Consider the following 16,639-nt stretch of genomic DNA (forward strand, 5'->3'; position numbering starts at 1 on the left):
TGAAAAGGTATCCGGTGACTCCCATGGCGCGATATGTATTCATCACTGGCGGCGTGGTTTCTTCCCTCGGAAAAGGCATCGCGGCCGCTGCACTCGGAGCGCTTCTTCAGGCCCGCGGCTATCGCGTGCGCCTCCGGAAGCTGGACCCCTATCTCAATGTCGACCCGGGCACGATGAGCCCGACGCAGCACGGCGAGGTGTTCGTCACCGACGACGGCGCGGAAACCGACCTCGACCTCGGCCACTACGAGCGCTTCACCGGCCGCTCCGCCACCAAGACCGACAACATCACCACTGGCCGCATCTACAAGAACATCATCGACAAGGAACGGCGCGGCGACTATCTCGGCGCGACGGTGCAGGTCATCCCGCACGTCACCAACGAGATCAAGAACTTCGTTACCGAGGGCAATGACGACTACGACTTCGTCATCTGCGAGATCGGCGGCACGGTGGGCGATATCGAGGCCATGCCCTTCATGGAGGCGATCCGCCAGCTCGGCAACGACCTGCCGCGCGGCACGGCCGTCTATGTCCACCTGACGCTGATGCCCTATATCCCGGCGGCCGGCGAGCTCAAGACCAAGCCGACGCAGCATTCCGTCAAGGAGCTGCAGGCCCTCGGCATCCATCCCGACATCCTGCTCGTGCGCGCCGACCGGGAAATCCCGGAGGCCGAGCGCAAGAAGCTCTCGCTCTTCTGCAACGTTCGTCCCTCCGCCGTCATCCAGGCGCTCGACGTCTCGTCGATCTACGATGTGCCACTCGCCTATCACAAGGAAGGCCTCGACGACGAGGTTCTGGCCGCCTTCGGCATCGAGCCGGCGCCCAAGCCCCGCCTTGAAGCCTGGCAGGACGTTTCCGAGCGCATCAAGACGCCGGAAGGCGAGGTGACGATCGCCATCGTCGGCAAGTACACCGGCCTCAAGGACGCCTACAAGTCGCTGATCGAGGCGCTTTACCACGGCGGCATCGCCAACCACGTCAAGGTCAAGCTCGAATGGATCGAGTCGGAGGTCTTCGAGAAGGAAGACCCGGCACCGTATCTGGAGAAGGTGCACGGCATCCTCGTGCCGGGCGGCTTCGGCGAGCGCGGCTCGGAAGGCAAGATCAACGCGGCGCGCTTCGCCCGCGAGCGCAAGGTGCCGTATTTCGGCATCTGCTTCGGCATGCAGATGGCCGTCGTGGAAGCGGCGCGCAACCTCGCCGGCATCGACAAGGCCTCCTCGACGGAGTTCGGCAAGACCGCCGAGCCGGTCGTCGGCCTCATGACCGAATGGGTCAAGGGCAACGAACTGGAGAAGCGCTCCGCCTCGGGCGATCTCGGCGGCACGATGCGCCTCGGCGCCTATCGCGCGGCGCTGAAGGGCGGCACGAAGATCGCCGACATCTACGGCTCGACCGACATTTCCGAGCGCCACCGCCACCGCTACGAGGTGAATGTCGACTACAAGGACAGGCTGGAGAGCTGCGGCCTCGTCTTCTCCGGCATGTCGCCGGACGGTATTCTGCCCGAGACGGTGGAATATGCCGATCACCCGTGGTTCATCGGCGTGCAGTACCACCCGGAACTCAAGAGCCGCCCGCTCGACCCGCACCCGCTCTTCGCGAGCTTCGTGGAAGCGGCGCTGGAACAGAGCCGGCTCGTCTGAGGCGTGGCCTCGGGATCGTGAAGGGAAGGGCGGCCATCGGCCGCCTTTTTTCTTTCAGGCGGAGAGATAGTCGAGGAGTTCGGTCATGGCCGTTGCGGCGGCCGGGCCGTCGCCATTGCGAATGGCGCGAATGACCTTCACATGCCGCTCGACCGAGCCGTCCATGTGCCGGTTGTCGGCGCGGGTGAACCAGAGGCGGCGCGAATGGGTCTGGAGCGGCGCCAACGCCGCCGTCAGGAAGCGGTTGGGGCAGGCCTCCTCCATGATCTCGTCGAAATCCTTGTCGGCGGCAAGAAACCCCTCGACATCGGAGCGGATGGAGCAGGCGGTCATCGTCTGCGCGCAGGCGACGAGCCGCTCGCGGTGACTGTCCTGCGCGTGGCGCGCGACGAGGTCGGCCGCCATCGGCTCCAACTGGCGGCGCGTCGCCATCACCTCGGCATGGTCCTGCGGGCGGATGGCCGTGACCTGCAGGCCGGCGCGCGGGCGCACGGCCATGAGGCCCTGCCATTCGAGCTTCTGGATCGCCTCGCGCACCGGCGTGCGGCCGAGGCCCGCCAGATCGATGAGCTGGCGCTCGGTGACGAGCGCGCCCGGCTTCAGCTTCAGCGTGACGATCAGCCCTTCGAGGGCGAGATAGGCGAGGTGGGCCTGCGAGCCCGCGGTTTCCATCATTCCGTCGTCCCGATTGATATATCACATGGTGGCATGTCGCAAATCGGATGGCAAGCTGCGTGATATATCAGAGGCGGCTTGTGGCGCGGCGCCTTGCTGTAAACCAGCCTGCCCGATCGCCCCCCGCAACGGTTTCCGCCCGGCGGAACGCCGGCAGGAAGGCAAAACCGGCGCTCCTCTTATGTGCTTCGTTCCGTTGTCATATTAGGGATTCGCCGGACTTTTCGGGCCCGTTCCCGAATGCACCCGAATAAAGCCGCCGGCCCGCCCGTCGATAGGAGGATTGCGGTTGACGAATGTCATGGGCCTTGCCAGCATGCCCGCATTCCGGACCGTTGGTTGCACTTGTGGGGGGCATACGTTGACTGCGGGTTCCATTGTCGCGACCGTCCTGATCGCCCTTGCCGGCCTGCTGGCCGTGCCGGCCGTCAGTCACACCAATGCCGGCACCACCTTTTCCCTGATGGCCTCGTCCATGGCTTTCGTCGCCATGGGCATCGCGCAGTTCATGGCGACGCGCCCGCCCTTCATCGAAAAGCTCTTCGGCGGGCTCGACCGCATCTACCAGTTCCACCGCAAGATCGGCATCGCGGTGCTCTGTCTTATCCTCGTGCACTACTTCGTGACGCCGGATTTCCAGGGCCTGTCGCTCACCAGCGGCTCTAACAGGCTCGCCAAGACGGCCGGCGAATGGGCCTTCTACGGCTTCGTCTTCCTGCTCATCCTCTCCATCGTGAAGGTCATCCCGAAGACGCGCTTCCAGATCCCCTATCAGTACTGGCGCGTCACGCACCGCTTCATCGGCCTTCTCTTCGTTCTCGTCGCCTTCCACCAGATGTTCATCAAGCGGCCCTATGACAGCACGGCGCTGCTGGCGACCTATCTCAACCTCTTCGCGCTCCTCGGCGTCGCCAGCTACGCCTACACGCAGCTTCTGCCCTGGCTGCGCACGCGAAAATACGAGGTGGCGGACGTGGTGCGACACGACGGCGCGACGATCATCACGGCCAAGCCCACCGGCCGCAAGCTGAAAGCGCTGCCCGGCCAGTTCGGTTTCTTCCGCGTCAACAAGTCCGGCCTTCGCGAGCCGCATCCCTTCACCATCGCCGGCATCGAGGACGACGGCACCGTGCGCTTCGCCATCAAGCCGCTCGGCGACTACACGAAGGCGCTGCGCGAGGGCGTGGCGGTCGGCGATCCGCTGACGCTCGAAGGCGGCTACGGCCATTTCAACCACAGGCGCGGCGGCAACAAGCAGATCTGGCTTGCCGGCGGCATCGGCGTCACGCCGTTCCTCGCCATGGCGAGCCGGCTCAAGGGCGACGAGGGGCAGGATATCCATATGGTCTATTGCGTGCGCGACGGCGCCGAGGCGATCGGCCTCGACACGTTCCGCAAGCAGGCCGAAAAGCTCGGGAATTTCAGCTTCGTGTTGCACAATTCGGCGACGGACGGCCGCTTCGATGCGAGCAAGCTCGTCTCCGGTACGGCGATGAACCCGGCCGAGGCCGACCTCTGGTTCTGCGGGCCCCCGCCGCTGCGGCTCGCCATCGAGAAGGGATTGAAGGACCTCGGCAAGGCGCCGCGCCGCGTCGAGTTCGAGCGTTTCGAATTTCGGTAGGCAGGTCCGGCGACGCTTTCGGGCCTGCATGAGGACAATCAGGATTTTCGCGCCGGTGCGCCGGCCTCTTGGAGCGAGGAACAAGCCATGCGCATGTTCAAGACAGCATTTCTCCGCCCCGGCGCCCGCCTTGCCGCGCTGGTGGGCCTTGCCGTGGCGGCGACCTGTCCCGCCGGCGCCTTCGCCCTCGACCAGTTCGCGCCCGATGCCTTCGGCACCTACCAGCCGAACGCGGAGAACGGCAAGGTGATGTTCAACGCCGCCGGCTGCGGCGCCTGTCACGGCTCGGGCGACAATACCGAGCTGCTTTCGGGCGGCATGGAGATGGAGACGGCGATCGGGAAATTCTTCGCGCCGAACATTTCCGCCCATCCGAACGGCATCGGCGGCTGGTCGAACGCGGATTTCCTCAACGCCGTGATGGTCGGCCTCGACCGGGAGGGCGACAACCTCTACCCCGTCATGCCCTATACGTCCTACGGCGGCATGAAGCCGGAGGACGTGCTGGACATCAAGGCCTATATCGAGACGCTGCCGCAGTCCGATACCGCCTCGAAGGAACACGAGATCGCCTTCCCCTTCAGCCGCCAGACGACGATCACGCTCTGGAAGCGCAGCCATTTCACCGTGCAGGCCTACCAGCCGCGCGAGGAGACGCAGATGGAGCGGGGCCGCTACCTCGTGGAGAATGTCGGCGCCTGCGGCGATTGCCACACGCCGCGCACCACGACCTACGGCCTCGACCAGACGCGCGCCTATGAGGGCGAGAAGGGGCTGACCGGCGCCGTCGCGCCGGATATCACCAAGGCGCGCATGGGCGGGCTCGCCTCGCACGAGGTCTTCACCAAGGGGCTGATCGAGGACGGCAAGAAACTCTCCGGCTCGCCGCTCTCCGACCCGGTCATGCGCCGCATCGCGCACGGCCTTGCCGCACTGTCCGACGAGGACCGGCAGGCCATGTACGCCTTCCTTGCCGACCGCGAGGTGAAGGTGACGCCGGTGGAAACGAGCGCGACGCCCGTCTGCAGCGAGGCGACGGCGGAAACGGCGCTCGGTGCGGGCGGCGGCAGCGCGGAGGCCGCCTCGGCGGCCGATGCCTTCATCGGCAAGTATTGCCGCAACTGCCACGGCCCGGGCGAGAGCTCGCAGGGCTCCTTCCCCTCGGGCGATCTCGCTTCGATCGCCGCCAACCCGGCCTTCGTGACGCCGGGCGACGCCTCCAAGTCGCTGCTCTATACGAGCGTCACCAACGGCCGCATGCCGCTCGGCAAGCGGCCGAGCGATGCGGAAGTGCAGGGCCTTGCCGCCTGGATCAACTCGCTGAACCAGTCGGCCATCCCGACGGCCGTCTCCGCGACGAAGACCGAGCGCGCGCGCCCCATGCTGCAATATCTCGATTTCGTCGAGCTGGCGCTGCGCGACATCTCGAAGGTGGACGAGCACGACCAGCCGTTCATGCGTTATTTCAGCTATCGCGACCAGTATAACGGCATGATGAGCTGCGAGACGCACGAGACCTTCCTGAAGCGCATGAAGGTGCTCGCCGGCGGCTTCAAGAAGCTGCTCAACTCGCTCTCCTACGGGCCGGAACTGGTGATCCCCGAAGAGGTGGAAGGATCCGACGGCCTCCTCGTGCGCGTCGATATCCGCGACCTCGAATGGAGCCAGGACGACTACGACTTCCTGATCAACGAATATTTCTACGGGGTCGACCCGGACAGCGATGCCTCGCTGCATGCGCTCGCCAAGGCGACGCAGACCCAGCTTCCGATCATGCGCATCGACTGGTTCATGAGCAACGGCGCGCGGCCGAAGGTCTATAACCGCCTCATGAAGCTGCCGACCAACATCATCGGGCTGGAGCAGCGCTTCGGCGTCAATGTCGCGCAGAACATCGAGCGCCGCCGCATCGTGCGCGCCGCCTTCGCCGACGGCTCGTCGGGCGTCTCCGACCACAACCGCATGATCGAGCGCCACGACATGCCCTTCGGCGGCTACTACTGGAAGTCCTACGACTTCGGCGGCGATGTCGGCCGCCAGGTGCTGAAGCGCTTCCCCGCAGGCCCCGACGGCGTCCGCCTGAAGGCCGGGCTGCTGCCCTTCGAGCACGACGGCGGCGAAATGATCTTCTCGCTGCCGAACGGCCTGCAGGGCTACTACCTTTCGACCAACAAGGGCGACCAGCTCGAGGTCGGCCCGACGACGATCGTCTCCTTCCGCAAGCGGCCGATCGGCAAGGGCGTCGAGATCATCAATGCGCGCTCCTGCTTCGACTGCCATTTCGACGGCATCCTGTCGAAGCGCGACCAGTTGCGCGAGCATATCGAGACCTCCACGCTGTTTTCCAAGGACCAGCAGGACGAGCTGCTCGCCATCTACGTACCGCAGGAGGAGCTGAACGAGGTCTACAAGCGCGACACCGACCGCTTCGTCGCCGCGCTCGACCGCCTCGGCATCACCGAGCCGACCTCCGGCGGCGGCAAGACCAGCCTGAAGGCGCCGGGCGGGGCGGAGATCTTCACCTACTTCGCCGACAAGTACGAGGACGAATTGAACTTCGAGCAGCTTGCCGCCGAGTTCGACATGACGCCGGAAGAGTTCGCCTCCGATATCCGCCGCCTTACCGACGTCAATGCGCTGCGCATCGGGCTTGACTGGGTGGCGACGCTGGAGGCGGGCGCGACGATCCCGCGCGTCGAGGTGGAGGAGCAATATGCCTTCATGCTGGAGCCGCTGCGCCAGCTTCGGCCGCTGCATCGCGGCGCCAACCCCGATGCGGTGGCGCACGATGCCGGCTACAGCCAGCCGGCGGCTGATACCGCCAACTACCAGCAGCCGGCCGACGACAACGGCTACCAGCAGCAGCAGACCGGCCAGGCCGCCGGCGGCGACCAGTATGCCGCGCCGGCCGAGACCGCCTATGCCGTTCCCGCCTACAAGCAGGACGACAAGGCGCAGGCCGACAAGGTGAAGCTCGCGCTCCAGGTGCCTTCGACCTCCGCGAAGGTGGGCGATTACCTGAGCTTCGAGCTCAGCACGAACCATGCCTGCGAGCTTCAGGTGGTCTATGTCGAGGATACCGGCAATGTCGAGATCATTCCGGACGTGATGATCGGCAACACGACGCTGAATCCCGGCGAGAAGCGCCTCATCCCGCAGCCGGGCTCGGGCAACCTCACCTTCGATTCGCCCTCCGCCGGCGAGACGATGATCGCCTTCTGCCGCATCGGCGGGCTCGGCGACCAGAAGCTGACGGCGGAAAAGGCCAGGCAACTGGTGGCGAGCTCCAGGCAGCCGCCGACCCGGGGCCTTGCCGTCAACCTTGCCAGGCAGGCCGAGCAGGACAACGGCGCAAGCGGCTTGCAGATGGTGACGTTCGAGATCAGATAGGAAAAGGGCAGGGGCCGGAACGCCCCTGCCGTTCGTTTCGGAAGGACAGGGGGCACGACCGACAATGCTGATGCGATCTCTAGCGGCGACACTCTTCGTACTGGCCGGAGCCGCGCCCGCGGCCGCCGCCTGCGAGGCCTTCACCGGCGTCATAGAAGCGTTCAACGCCGGTGACGAGCAGAAGGCGCGCGCCGTCGCCGAGACGGCCGGCACGGCCAATTGCAGCGCCAACGAGCGCACGCTGGTCGGCCGCGTCGCCGCGCTCGCCGCTTTCAACCGCATCTCCACCGCCGTCGGCAACGGCGGCAGGCTCGCCGATCACCGGCAGGAGCTGGAAGGCCTGCAGAAGCAGTATGGCGGGCCCTGGCAGGTGTTCGACGCGCTCGGCGACCTCGCCCGCGAGCGCAAGGACTACGAGCAGGCCGCGCGTCTCTACCAGCTCGCGCTCGAGGACGGCTCGAACGAGACGCTGACGCCGGACTGGATGGCGCCCGACGAGCAATACATCCTGCGCCTCGACAGGCTGGCGAGCGAGATGCGCCTTGCCGCGCCCCGGCCGGTGCAGCTTTCCATGCGCGGCGGCTGCAAGGTCTCCTTCCGCGGCGTGACGATCAAGAAGAAGTCGACGCCGGTGCGCTACGTCTTCGGCACGGCGGATTTCACGCCCGAGGGCGAAGAGGCGGCGAAGGATCTCGCCGGATGCCTCAAGGCCGTCAAGCCGGCCACGATCAAGCTCATCGGCCATACCGATCCGGTCGGCTCGGCGGAGGCGAACTACAAGCTCTCGCTCGCCCGCGCCGAAACGCTGAAGGCCTATCTCTACCAGGCCGGCTTTGCCGGCACGATCACCACCGAGGGCAAGGGCGAGGACGAGCCCTTCAAGCCGGACGACGCCACGGCCTATGACACGGAGACGCTACACCAGCTCGACCGGCGCGTGGAAGTGGACGTCGACGGATGAAGACGCTGCCCCGGCTTCTCGCTGCCTGCATTGCCGCCGCGCTTCCCATGCCCGCGCTCGCGGCGCAGACCTATGCCCTCGTCGTCGGCGTCGACCATTATCCCAACGACGTCAGCCTCGACGGCGCGGTGCAGGATGCCGAGGACGTCTACCGCTCGATGAACGAAGCGGGCTTCAAGGCGATCAAGTTCACCAACGAAGAGGCTCGCAAGGACGATATCCGCAAGGCCTGGACGGACATGGTGACTGAAGCCGCACCCGGCGACACGATCATCTTCACCTATGCCGGGCACGGCGCGCAGATGCCCGAGCTCATCCCCGGCGACGAGGCGGACGGGCTGGACGAATTCCTCCAGCTTCCCGGCTTCGACCGCAACCGCTACGAGGAGACCTCGAAGGAGATCATCGTCGACAACGAGATGAACGCCTGGTTCGCCGAAGCCGAGGGCAAGGGCGTGCATGTGCTCTTCGTCTCCGACAGTTGTTTTTCCGGCGGCATGAGCCGGTCGATCAAGGGCAAGACGCGCCTTGCCCCGGCCGTGAAGGTCAAGCTCGCACCGCCCTCGCAGGAGGCGATTTCCGGCGCGAACCTCAAGGAGGCGGATTTCAAGCAGGTGACGGTGCTTGCCGCCTCGCTGGAGAGCCAGCCGACGCCGGAGGTCATCATCGACGGCCAGCCGCGCGGCGCGCTGAGCTGGAGCTTCGCCCGCGCGGTGGAAGGCAGCGCGGACCGCAACGGCGACGGCCTCATCACGCGCATCGAGCTGGAGGATTACGTCTTCTCGAACGTGAAGAACCGTTCGGAAGCGCTCCAGGTGCCGAATTTCACGCCGCAGGTGGCGCGCTCGGAAAGCGAGGTCGTCGTCACGCTGACCCGGGGCATCCCGGTCAAGGCCGAGGAGGGGGCCGCCGCGAATACCGATGCCGGGCGGACGGTGAAGACGGCGAAGGAGCTCGGCTGGACCGGCACCATCGCTCTTCAGATCGACGGAACGGCCGAGCGGCCGCAGCATGCCGACGGCGCCGGCACGCCCTTTCGCTGGGATGTGGCGAGCGGCGTCTTCTATACGCCGAACGGCGACGTCGCCGCCGAGAATGTCGGGCCGGACCGCATCCAGGCCGTGGTGGACAAGTTCGTGCTCCTCGATTTCCTGAAGGCCATGGCGAGCCAGAACCCGGGCTCCGTCTCGCTGACACCCGCAAAGGACATCTATGCCGCCGGCGACCGCCTGCGCTTCGACGCGCCGCCCGGCCGCTATCCGAACATGCTGGTCTTCAACCTCGCCAATACCGGCGAGGTGCAGTTCCTCGACATGCAGGCCGCCGGCACGAACAGTTCCGAGTTCAAGCTGACAGATGTCGAGGTCGTCAAACCCTTCGGCGCCGATCATCTCATCACCATCTCGACCGCCGAGCCGGTCGATGCCATCGGCTCGGTGCTCGCCGACCGGAACGTCACGGCCGAAACCCTCCTGCAGGCGCTTGCGACCCGGCTCGACGGCAAGGAGGCCAGCGTCGCCATCCAACCCCTCTATACGCGGGAAACGCTCTGATGATCCGGTATGCCGCCGCCCTTGTCGTCTGCCTGCTCCTCGCCCCCGCTGCCTTTGCTGCCGACCGGGCGCTGGTCATCGGCATCGGCAGCTATGCCAACCTGCCGGAGAAGATGTTCCTCGAAGGGCCGAAGAACGACGTGCCGCTGATCGAAAAGCTCTTGAAGGAAAAGCTCGGCTATCCGGCCGATTCGATCCGCGTGCTGCGCGACCGGGATGCCAGCCGCGCGGCGATCCTCGCCAGCATCGACGAATGGCTCGTCAACGGCACCGAGCCGGGCGACCGCGTCTATTTCTACTTCTCCGGCCACGGCCTGCAGGTGAAGGACCAGAACGGCGACGAGGAGGACGGGCTGGACGAGGCGCTGTCGACCTACGACATCGCGCCCGGCGACAGCGACTGGACGAACGTCATCCTCGACGACGAGATCGACGCCATGCTCGCAAGGCTCAAGGACCGTGCGGTCTCCATCGTCATCGATGCCTGCCATTCCGGCACCATCTCGCGCTCGCTGTCGAGCAATGTGGGCGAGGCGATGGAGAGCGCGCGCTTCCTGCCGCGCCCCCACGCCAAGCCGGCGGGTGTGGTGAAGATGCGCGGCCTGCGCGTCGACGTCGCCGTGGTGGACAAGCCGGAGGTCGTCAAGGAGAACGGCGTGGAGGCCTGGAGCGCGGCGTCCTCCTACCAGGTCGCCTGGGACGATACCCGCCTGCCGCCGGAAGAGCGGCACGGCGTCTTCACGCTCTCCTATGTCAACGGCCACGAGATTTCCGCCGCCGACAGCAACGGCAACGGCATCGTCTCGAATGCCGAGCTCCTGGAATATGTGAAGAAGCAGTCGCAGACCTATTGCGCCGCGCAGAGCGAGTGCCAGGGCCTCGACCCGCAGCTCGAGGTCAACTATGCGCTGCTCGGCGCAAGCGCCGTGGTCCCGGCCGTTGCGAGCGGCGGGCAGGTCCAGCAGTATCAGGAGCAGCAGACGCCCGATTACGGCAAGGTCGAGGAGGTGAAGGTCGAGAACACGCCGCAGACCGCCTATGTCGCGGCCAACCCGGTGGACGCCGTCAGCGACATCCTCGGCAAGCCGCCGGCCGGCGACGTCACGCTCGCTCTGTCCTCCGATTCCCTGAAGACGGGCGATGCCTTCCGCATCACGGTGACGAGCAGCATCGGCGGCCAGCTCATCCTCTACGACGTCGACAAGGACGGCAAGGCGACGCAGATCTTCCCGAACGAGGCGGCGCAGAAGATCACGCCGCTCACGGCCGGCGTTCCGCTCACCATCCCCGACGATTATTACGGCTTCGATTTCGAGGCCGACGGGCCGAGCGAGAACGTGCTCGTCGCCATCGTCGTTGCCGACGACGTCGACCTCACCAAGGTCGCCCCCAGCGACTATGGCCTCACCAAGGACCTCGACGCCCGCACCACCATCGCCGACATCGCCGGCGCCCTGAAGCAGACCTGGACGCGCGACGTGGAGAACCGCAGCATCAACTGGTCGCTGGGGCTGCTGAAATACCAGGTCTACTGAGCAAACCGCCGGCTGTGCCAAACCGAAGGAGAAATAGCGCCGGCAAGCGGCAGCGAAAGCTGTTTTTCGACGCATTTTCCGGGTTGACCCGGCAGAACCTCCTGCATATGTTCCGCGCACTTCCGCGAGGCGCCACGCCCCGCTCGGGAGCGCGTAGCTCAGCCGGTAGAGCAACTGACTTTTAATCAGTAGGTCCAGGGTTCGAATCCCTGCGCGCTCACCACTTTCCTCCCCGCATGACATATCGCCGCGTTCTCCAAAAGGTGATTGGCAGGGCCGGGGTGGGGCTTGTATCAGAGGGCGCGAGCATGGTCGGGTCCTCCTGCCGCGTTTCGCCCTCGATCCTCGCGGAGCCGCCTTTGTCTATTGCCGATATTTCCCTGCTGAGCGCGCTTTTCGCCGGGGCGCTGTCGTTTCTTTCGCCCTGCGTGCTGCCGCTGGTGCCGCCTTATCTCTGCTACATGGCCGGCATTTCCGTCGAGCAGTTCCGGGGCGGGGAGGCGGTGGCGATGCGGCGCGATACGCGCGGGGCGGTGCTGCTGGCGGCGTTCTTCTTCACGCTCGGCTTTGCCACGGTCTTCGTCGCGCTCGGCGCGGGCGCCTCGACCATCGGCATGGCGCTGCGCCGGCACCTCGATCTTCTCGCCCAGGTCGGCGGCGTCATCATCATCCTGATGGGCCTGCATTTCCTCGGGCTTCTGCGCATCGGGCTCTTTGCCCGCGAGGCGCGGTTCCAGGGCGGCGGCAAGCCGGCGACGGCCTCCGGCGCCTACCTGATGGGCCTTGCCTTCGCCTTCGGCTGGACGCCCTGCATCGGGCCGGTGCTCGGCGCGATCCTCGGCGTTGCTGCGGCGCGCGAGACGGTCGGCGACGGGGCCATGCTGCTTGCCGTCTATTCGCTCGGCCTTGCCGTGCCATTCTGGATCGCCGCAGGCTTTTCCGGCGCCTTCATGCGCTTCCTCGCGCGCTTCCGCCGCCATCTCGGCAAGGTGGAGAAGGTGATGGGCGTGCTGCTCATCCTGACCGGCCTTGCCTTCATCTTCGGCTATATCAGCACTGTTGCCATCTGGTTCCAGCAAACGTTTCCCATTCTCTCGCAAATCGGCTAGTGCCGGAGTCCTCGTTCGCGATCTCAGAGTGGCATTCGGCCCATGGCAGACATTATCGGACTGGTCCTGCCGTTCTTCGGCATGATTTTCCTCGGCTACGTGGTGGCGAAGATCACCCGCCAGCCGGTGGAGGCCCTCGGCTGGCTCAACACATTCATCATCTACATCGCGCTGCCGGCGCTGTTCTTCAAGCTGGTCGCCAAGACGCCCATCGAGCAGCTGACGCGCGTCGATTTCATCCTGGCCGATATCGGCGCGACCTACTCCGTCTTCGCCCTCATCTTCGCGGCCGGCCTCTGGCTGCGGCGGGCGAGCATCGGCGAGGCGACCATGCAGGGGCTGGCGGCCGCCTACGGCAATATCGGCTATATGGGGCCGGGCCTTGCGCTGCTCGCCTTCGGGGAGCCGGCGGCCGTGCCGGTCGCGCTCGTCTTCTGCTTCGAGAACATGCTGCATTTCACTGTCGCGCCCGCATTGATGGCACTTGGCGGCGGGGAGAAGCAGCCGCCGCTGTGCATCGCCGCCGGCGTGCTCTGGAAGATCGTCACGCATCCCTTCATTGTCGCGACGGCCGCCGGTTTCGCCGCGGCCTTCGCCGGCTTCGAGCCGCCCTTGGCGCTGCAGCGGCTGATCGACTACCTCGCGCAGGCAGCCGCGCCGTGCGCACTCTTCGCCATGGGCGTCACGCTGGCGCTGCGGCCCATGAAGCGCGTGCCGGTCGAGATCGGCTATATCGTGCCGGCGAAGCTGCTGCTCCTGCCGGCCGTCATGTATCTCGTGCTCGGCCTTGCGGGGAATTTCGATCCGGTCTGGGTGTTCACGGCCATGCTGCTCGCCGCCCTGCCGACGGCGACGAACGTCTTCGTCATCGGCCAGCAATACGGCGTCTGGCAGGAGCGCGCATCGGCGACCATCCTCATCACGACGGTGCTCTCCGTCGCGACGGTGACGATCCTGCTCTATCTCATCAAGTCAGGCGCGCTTGCGGGCGATCCGTTCCCGTAGGCCCTCGCGAAAGGCTTTCAGCGCGCCGAGCGGCTCGATGCCCTCGCGCATGACGACGGTGCGCAGCGGCCCGAGCGCCGACAGAAGGTGAAGGCCCGCCGAGCGCAGGAACTGCACGGGCAGGAAATCGGAGAGCAGCGAGCGGTTGAGAAGGTCGACGCTGAGGGTGCGCGAGCGGATATCGGCCTGCCGCCTGCGGTCGAAACGCTCGCCGAGCGTCTCGTTCTGCGCGTGGTCCTTGACGAGGTCGCGCAGCGTCATGATATCGCGCAGGCTGAGATTGAGGCCCTGCGCGCCGATGGGCGGAAAGGCGTGCGCCGCCTCGCCGATGAGCACGAAGCGCCCCTTGCCGAAGCGGTCCGCCGTCATGCCGGAGAGCGGGAAGCTCTGTGCGCCGCCTTCGACGGATACCTTGCCGAGCATGGACTGCATGCGCCCTTCCACCGCGCGGGCGAGGTCTTCGGCGGGAAGGTCGCGAAGGCGTGCGGCTTCCTTCGGCGGCAGCACCCAGACGAGGCTGGAGCGCCGGCCGCCGGGCAGGGGAACCTGTGTGAAGGGGCCGCTCTCCGTGTGGAATTCGGTCGAGACATTGCCGTGGGGGCGCTCGTGCGAGAAGTTGAGGACGAGGGCGGATTGCGGATAGGACCAGATGCGCACGCCAATCCCGGCGCTCTCGCGGATGCGGGATTTGCGCCCGTCCGCACCGACGACGATGCCCGCCGTCACGCGCTCGCCGTCGTCGAGGGTCAGTTCCACGCCGGCTTCGAAGGCGGTCGCGGCCGTCACGCCGCCTTCCAGCCGGACGATCCCCTCGCTGGCGGCGATGCGGGCGTCGAGCACGGCGAGGAGGGGCGCGTTCGGGATGTTGTAGCCGAAGGCGGCAAGGCCGACCTCGCCGGCGCGGAAGGCGACCGGCGGCGCACGCAGCAGCCGCGTGGTGCCGTCGACGATCTGCATCGTCTCGAGCCCGGCGGCGTGGGGCGCGATCGTTTCCCAGAGGCCGAGCGTCTTCAGGAAGGCGATGGACTGGTCCATGAGGGCGGTCGTCCGCCCGTCGGCCGCGCGCGCCGGCGGGGCGATCAGCGCGACGCTGCGGCCCGACTCGGCGAGCGCGAGCGCGGCAAGGCTTCCGGCAAGGCCGGCACCGACGACGGCGATATCGAACTGTCTCATCTCGGACCTCCGGAGCAGAGCGCGTTACCCACAGCTTTGCGATGCTTCTATCGGCCAAAACTAGGCCCGCAAAGAGGCAATTTCCATGGGATGAATCCGCGCAGGGCCTGAGGCCGGCGGGGGACGGGCGGATTTTCACTGGCGATGGCAGGCAATCAATGCATATTACCGGCAGAGACCGCACAAGAGGGCGCCCGGATGGACCGTGGCCAGCAAAAGCCCCAAGGGATGGACAGCAAGAGGCAATGAAGTTCTTCAATTACAGACGCGTACCCTACGCGGAAATCCGTGCCTTTTCCGTGCATATCCTGACGGCCTCAGGGTCGTTCCTCGCCTTCCTCGGGGTCGTGGCCGCTGCCGAGCACCGCTTCGTCGACATGTTCTGGTGGCTCGGCCTCGCGCTCCTCGTCGACGGCATCGACGGGCCGATCGCGCGCAAGGTCCGGGTCAAGGAAGTGCTGCCGAACTGGTCGGGCGATACGCTCGACAACATCATCGACTACGTCACCTATGTGCTCCTGCCGGCCTTTGCGCTCTACCAGAAGGGCATGATCGGCGAACCGTGGTCCTTCGTGGCCGCCGGCGCCATCGTGGTGTCGAGCGCCATCTACTATGCCGACATGGGCATGAAGACGGAGGAGAACTTCTTCTCCGGCTTCCCCGTGGTGTGGAATATGGTGGTCTTCACGCTCTTCGTCATCGACGCCAGCGAACTGACGGCCTCCGTCGTCGTCTTCGTCTCGGTCCTTCTCACCTTCATGCCGATCAATTTCCTGCATCCGGTGCGGGTGGAAAGGCTGAGGCCGCTCAATCTTGCGGTCTTCCTGCTCTGGTCGGTGCTGAGCGGCTGTGCGCTGCTCTGGCATTTCGAGGGCACGCCGGACTGGGTGGTCTGGGGCGTGGTGGCGACGGGCCTCTATCTCTATGTCATCGGCGCCGTGCTGCAGGCCTTGCCCAATCTCGGCCGGCGCTAGGAAAAACGGGAGCATGCCATGACCAAGGCCATCGTCGTCCGCAGCCTCGGCGGCGCGGAAGTCCTCAAGCTCGAAGACGTGCCGCTCGGCCCGCCGGGCCCGGGCGAGGTGCAGATCCGGCAGGCCGCCGTCGGGCTTAACTTCATCGACGTCTACTTCCGCACCGGCCTCTACAAGACGGAACTGCCGTTCGTTCCGGGCAAGGAAGGCGCGGGCACGGTCACGGCGCTCGGCGAGGGCGTCAAGGATTTCGCCGTCGGCGACCGCGTCGCCTATGCCTCGGCGGACGGCGCCTATGCGGCCGAGCGCAACATCGCCGTCAAGCATCTCGTCAAGGTGCCGGAGGGCATTTCGCTGGAAACGGCGGCGGCCATGATGCTGAAGGGCATGACGGCGCAATACCTGCTGCTCCAGACCTACAAGGTCGGGCCGGGCAGCGTGATCCTCTTCCACGCCGCTGCCGGCGGCGTCGGCCTCATCGCCGGCCAGTGGGCCAAGGCGCTCGGCGCGACGGTGATCGGCACGGCCGGCTCGAAGGCGAAGATCGACCTCGCGCTGGCGAACGGCTACGACCATGTCATCGACTACGGCAAGGAGGATTTCGCCGCGCGGGTGCGCGAATTGACGGACGGGGCGGGCGTCGACGTCGTCTACGATTCGGTCGGCAAGGACACGTTCCCCAAATCCCTCGACTGCCTGAAGCCGCGCGGGCTCTTCGTCAGTTTCGGCAACGCCTCCGGTCCCGTCGAGGCCTTCAACCTCGGCCTCCTCTCGCAGAAGGGTTCGCTCTACGCCACGCGGCCGACGCTCTTTGCCTATATCGCCACGCGCGCGGCCCTCGATGCATGTGCAAACTCGCTCTTTGATGTTGTGCAAAGCAACAAAGTGCGTATCAATATTCATCAGACTTATCCGCTGGCCGATGCGGGACGCGCACACACGGATCTGGAAGCAAGAAGAACGAGCGGAACGACATTGCTCATTCCCTGAC

Annotated in this window: 12 protein-coding genes and 1 tRNA gene; 11 read left to right on the forward strand and 2 right to left on the reverse strand. The window is 66.1% G+C overall.

The features are described 5' to 3' along the window. Nucleotides 1–23 precede the first annotated feature (23 nt). A complete protein-coding gene (gene pyrG, locus HNQ66_RS05200) occupies nt 24–1,652 on the forward strand; it encodes a CTP synthase (RefSeq protein ID WP_184141582.1) in 1,629 nt (542 codons plus the stop codon). Nucleotides 1,653–1,706: 54 nt separating this feature from the next. Here pyrG and HNQ66_RS05205 read toward each other — a convergent pair whose 3' ends face one another. Continuing rightward, a complete protein-coding gene (locus HNQ66_RS05205; RefSeq protein WP_184142229.1) occupies nt 1,707–2,324 on the reverse strand; it encodes a GntR family transcriptional regulator in 618 nt (205 codons plus the stop codon). Between the two features lie 364 nt (nt 2,325–2,688). Here HNQ66_RS05205 and HNQ66_RS05210 point away from each other — a divergent pair, with 364 nt between their 5' ends. From HNQ66_RS05210 to HNQ66_RS05245, 8 genes are all read left to right on the forward strand, one after another. After that, nucleotides 2,689–3,948 carry a ferredoxin reductase family protein gene (locus HNQ66_RS05210; RefSeq protein WP_184141585.1) on the forward strand — a complete coding sequence of 420 codons (1,260 nt, stop codon included), beginning with the start codon at nt 2,689–2,691 and terminating at the stop codon, nt 3,946–3,948. Between the two features lie 93 nt (nt 3,949–4,041). Continuing rightward, the gene (locus tag HNQ66_RS05215; RefSeq protein WP_184141587.1) at nt 4,042–7,338 is read left to right on the forward strand and encodes a c-type cytochrome; all 3,297 of its coding nucleotides are present in this window, start codon (nt 4,042–4,044) and stop codon (nt 7,336–7,338) included. 70 nt (nt 7,339–7,408) lie between these two features. Then, a complete protein-coding gene (locus HNQ66_RS05220) occupies nt 7,409–8,299 on the forward strand; it encodes an OmpA family protein (RefSeq protein WP_184141589.1) in 891 nt (296 codons plus the stop codon). Continuing rightward, entirely contained in the window at nt 8,296–9,852 is a 1,557-nt protein-coding gene (locus HNQ66_RS05225; RefSeq protein ID WP_184141591.1) for a caspase family protein, read from the forward strand. The genes HNQ66_RS05220 and HNQ66_RS05225 overlap by 4 nt, the downstream gene beginning before the upstream one ends. Beyond that, on the forward strand, nt 9,852–11,387 hold the full coding sequence (locus HNQ66_RS05230) for a caspase family protein (protein ID WP_184141593.1): 1,536 nt from the start codon (nt 9,852–9,854) through the stop codon (nt 11,385–11,387). Before HNQ66_RS05225 ends, HNQ66_RS05230 begins: the two co-directional genes overlap by 1 nt. Before the next feature lie 147 nt (nt 11,388–11,534). Next, nucleotides 11,535–11,610 (forward strand) — tRNA-Lys (locus HNQ66_RS05235). 136 nt (nt 11,611–11,746) lie between these two features. Continuing rightward, a complete protein-coding gene (locus HNQ66_RS05240) occupies nt 11,747–12,496 on the forward strand; it encodes a cytochrome c biogenesis CcdA family protein (RefSeq protein WP_184141595.1) in 750 nt (249 codons plus the stop codon). Between the two features lie 42 nt (nt 12,497–12,538). Beyond that, nucleotides 12,539–13,501, forward strand: coding sequence for an AEC family transporter (locus HNQ66_RS05245; protein WP_184141597.1), 963 nt, complete (start codon nt 12,539–12,541; stop codon nt 13,499–13,501). Here the strand turns inward: HNQ66_RS05245 and HNQ66_RS05250 are convergent. Further along, the gene (locus tag HNQ66_RS05250; protein WP_184141599.1) at nt 13,469–14,674 is read right to left on the reverse strand and encodes a UbiH/UbiF family hydroxylase; all 1,206 of its coding nucleotides are present in this window, start codon (nt 14,672–14,674) and stop codon (nt 13,469–13,471) included. The genes HNQ66_RS05245 and HNQ66_RS05250 overlap by 33 nt on opposite strands. A 245-nt stretch (nt 14,675–14,919) precedes the next feature. Between HNQ66_RS05250 and pcsA the strand changes: the two genes are divergently transcribed. After that, nucleotides 14,920–15,648, forward strand: coding sequence for a phosphatidylcholine synthase (gene pcsA, locus HNQ66_RS05255; protein WP_184141601.1), 729 nt, complete (start codon nt 14,920–14,922; stop codon nt 15,646–15,648). An 18-nt stretch (nt 15,649–15,666) separates the two neighbouring features. After that, complete coding sequence (locus tag HNQ66_RS05260; RefSeq protein ID WP_184141603.1) at nt 15,667–16,638, forward strand: quinone oxidoreductase family protein; 972 nt, start codon at nt 15,667–15,669, stop codon at nt 16,636–16,638. The last annotated feature ends 1 nt before the right edge of the window (nt 16,639 follow it).

Origin of the sequence: Shinella fusca (genome assembly GCF_014203155.1) — a bacterium.
Classification (GTDB): Bacteria; Pseudomonadota; Alphaproteobacteria; order Rhizobiales; family Rhizobiaceae; genus Shinella; species Shinella fusca.

Excerpts from the sequence above, each read along its gene's own strand:
- pyrG (WP_184141582.1), top strand. The coding sequence starts at position 24 with ATGGCGCGATATGTATTCATCACTGGCGGCGTGGTTTCTTCCCTCGGA.
- HNQ66_RS05205 (WP_184142229.1), bottom strand. The coding sequence starts at position 2,324 with ATGGAAACCGCGGGCTCGCAGGCCCACCTCGCCTATCTCGCCCTCGAA.
- HNQ66_RS05215 (WP_184141587.1), top strand. The coding sequence starts at position 4,042 with ATGTTCAAGACAGCATTTCTCCGCCCCGGCGCCCGCCTTGCCGCGCTG.
- HNQ66_RS05220 (WP_184141589.1), top strand. The coding sequence starts at position 7,409 with ATGCGATCTCTAGCGGCGACACTCTTCGTACTGGCCGGAGCCGCGCCC.
- HNQ66_RS05225 (WP_184141591.1), top strand. The coding sequence starts at position 8,296 with ATGAAGACGCTGCCCCGGCTTCTCGCTGCCTGCATTGCCGCCGCGCTT.
- HNQ66_RS05230 (WP_184141593.1), top strand. The coding sequence starts at position 9,852 with ATGATCCGGTATGCCGCCGCCCTTGTCGTCTGCCTGCTCCTCGCCCCC.
- HNQ66_RS05245 (WP_184141597.1), top strand. The coding sequence starts at position 12,539 with ATGGCAGACATTATCGGACTGGTCCTGCCGTTCTTCGGCATGATTTTC.
- HNQ66_RS05250 (WP_184141599.1), bottom strand. The coding sequence starts at position 14,674 with ATGAGACAGTTCGATATCGCCGTCGTCGGTGCCGGCCTTGCCGGAAGC.
- pcsA (WP_184141601.1), top strand. The coding sequence starts at position 14,920 with ATGAAGTTCTTCAATTACAGACGCGTACCCTACGCGGAAATCCGTGCC.
- HNQ66_RS05260 (WP_184141603.1), top strand. The coding sequence starts at position 15,667 with ATGACCAAGGCCATCGTCGTCCGCAGCCTCGGCGGCGCGGAAGTCCTC.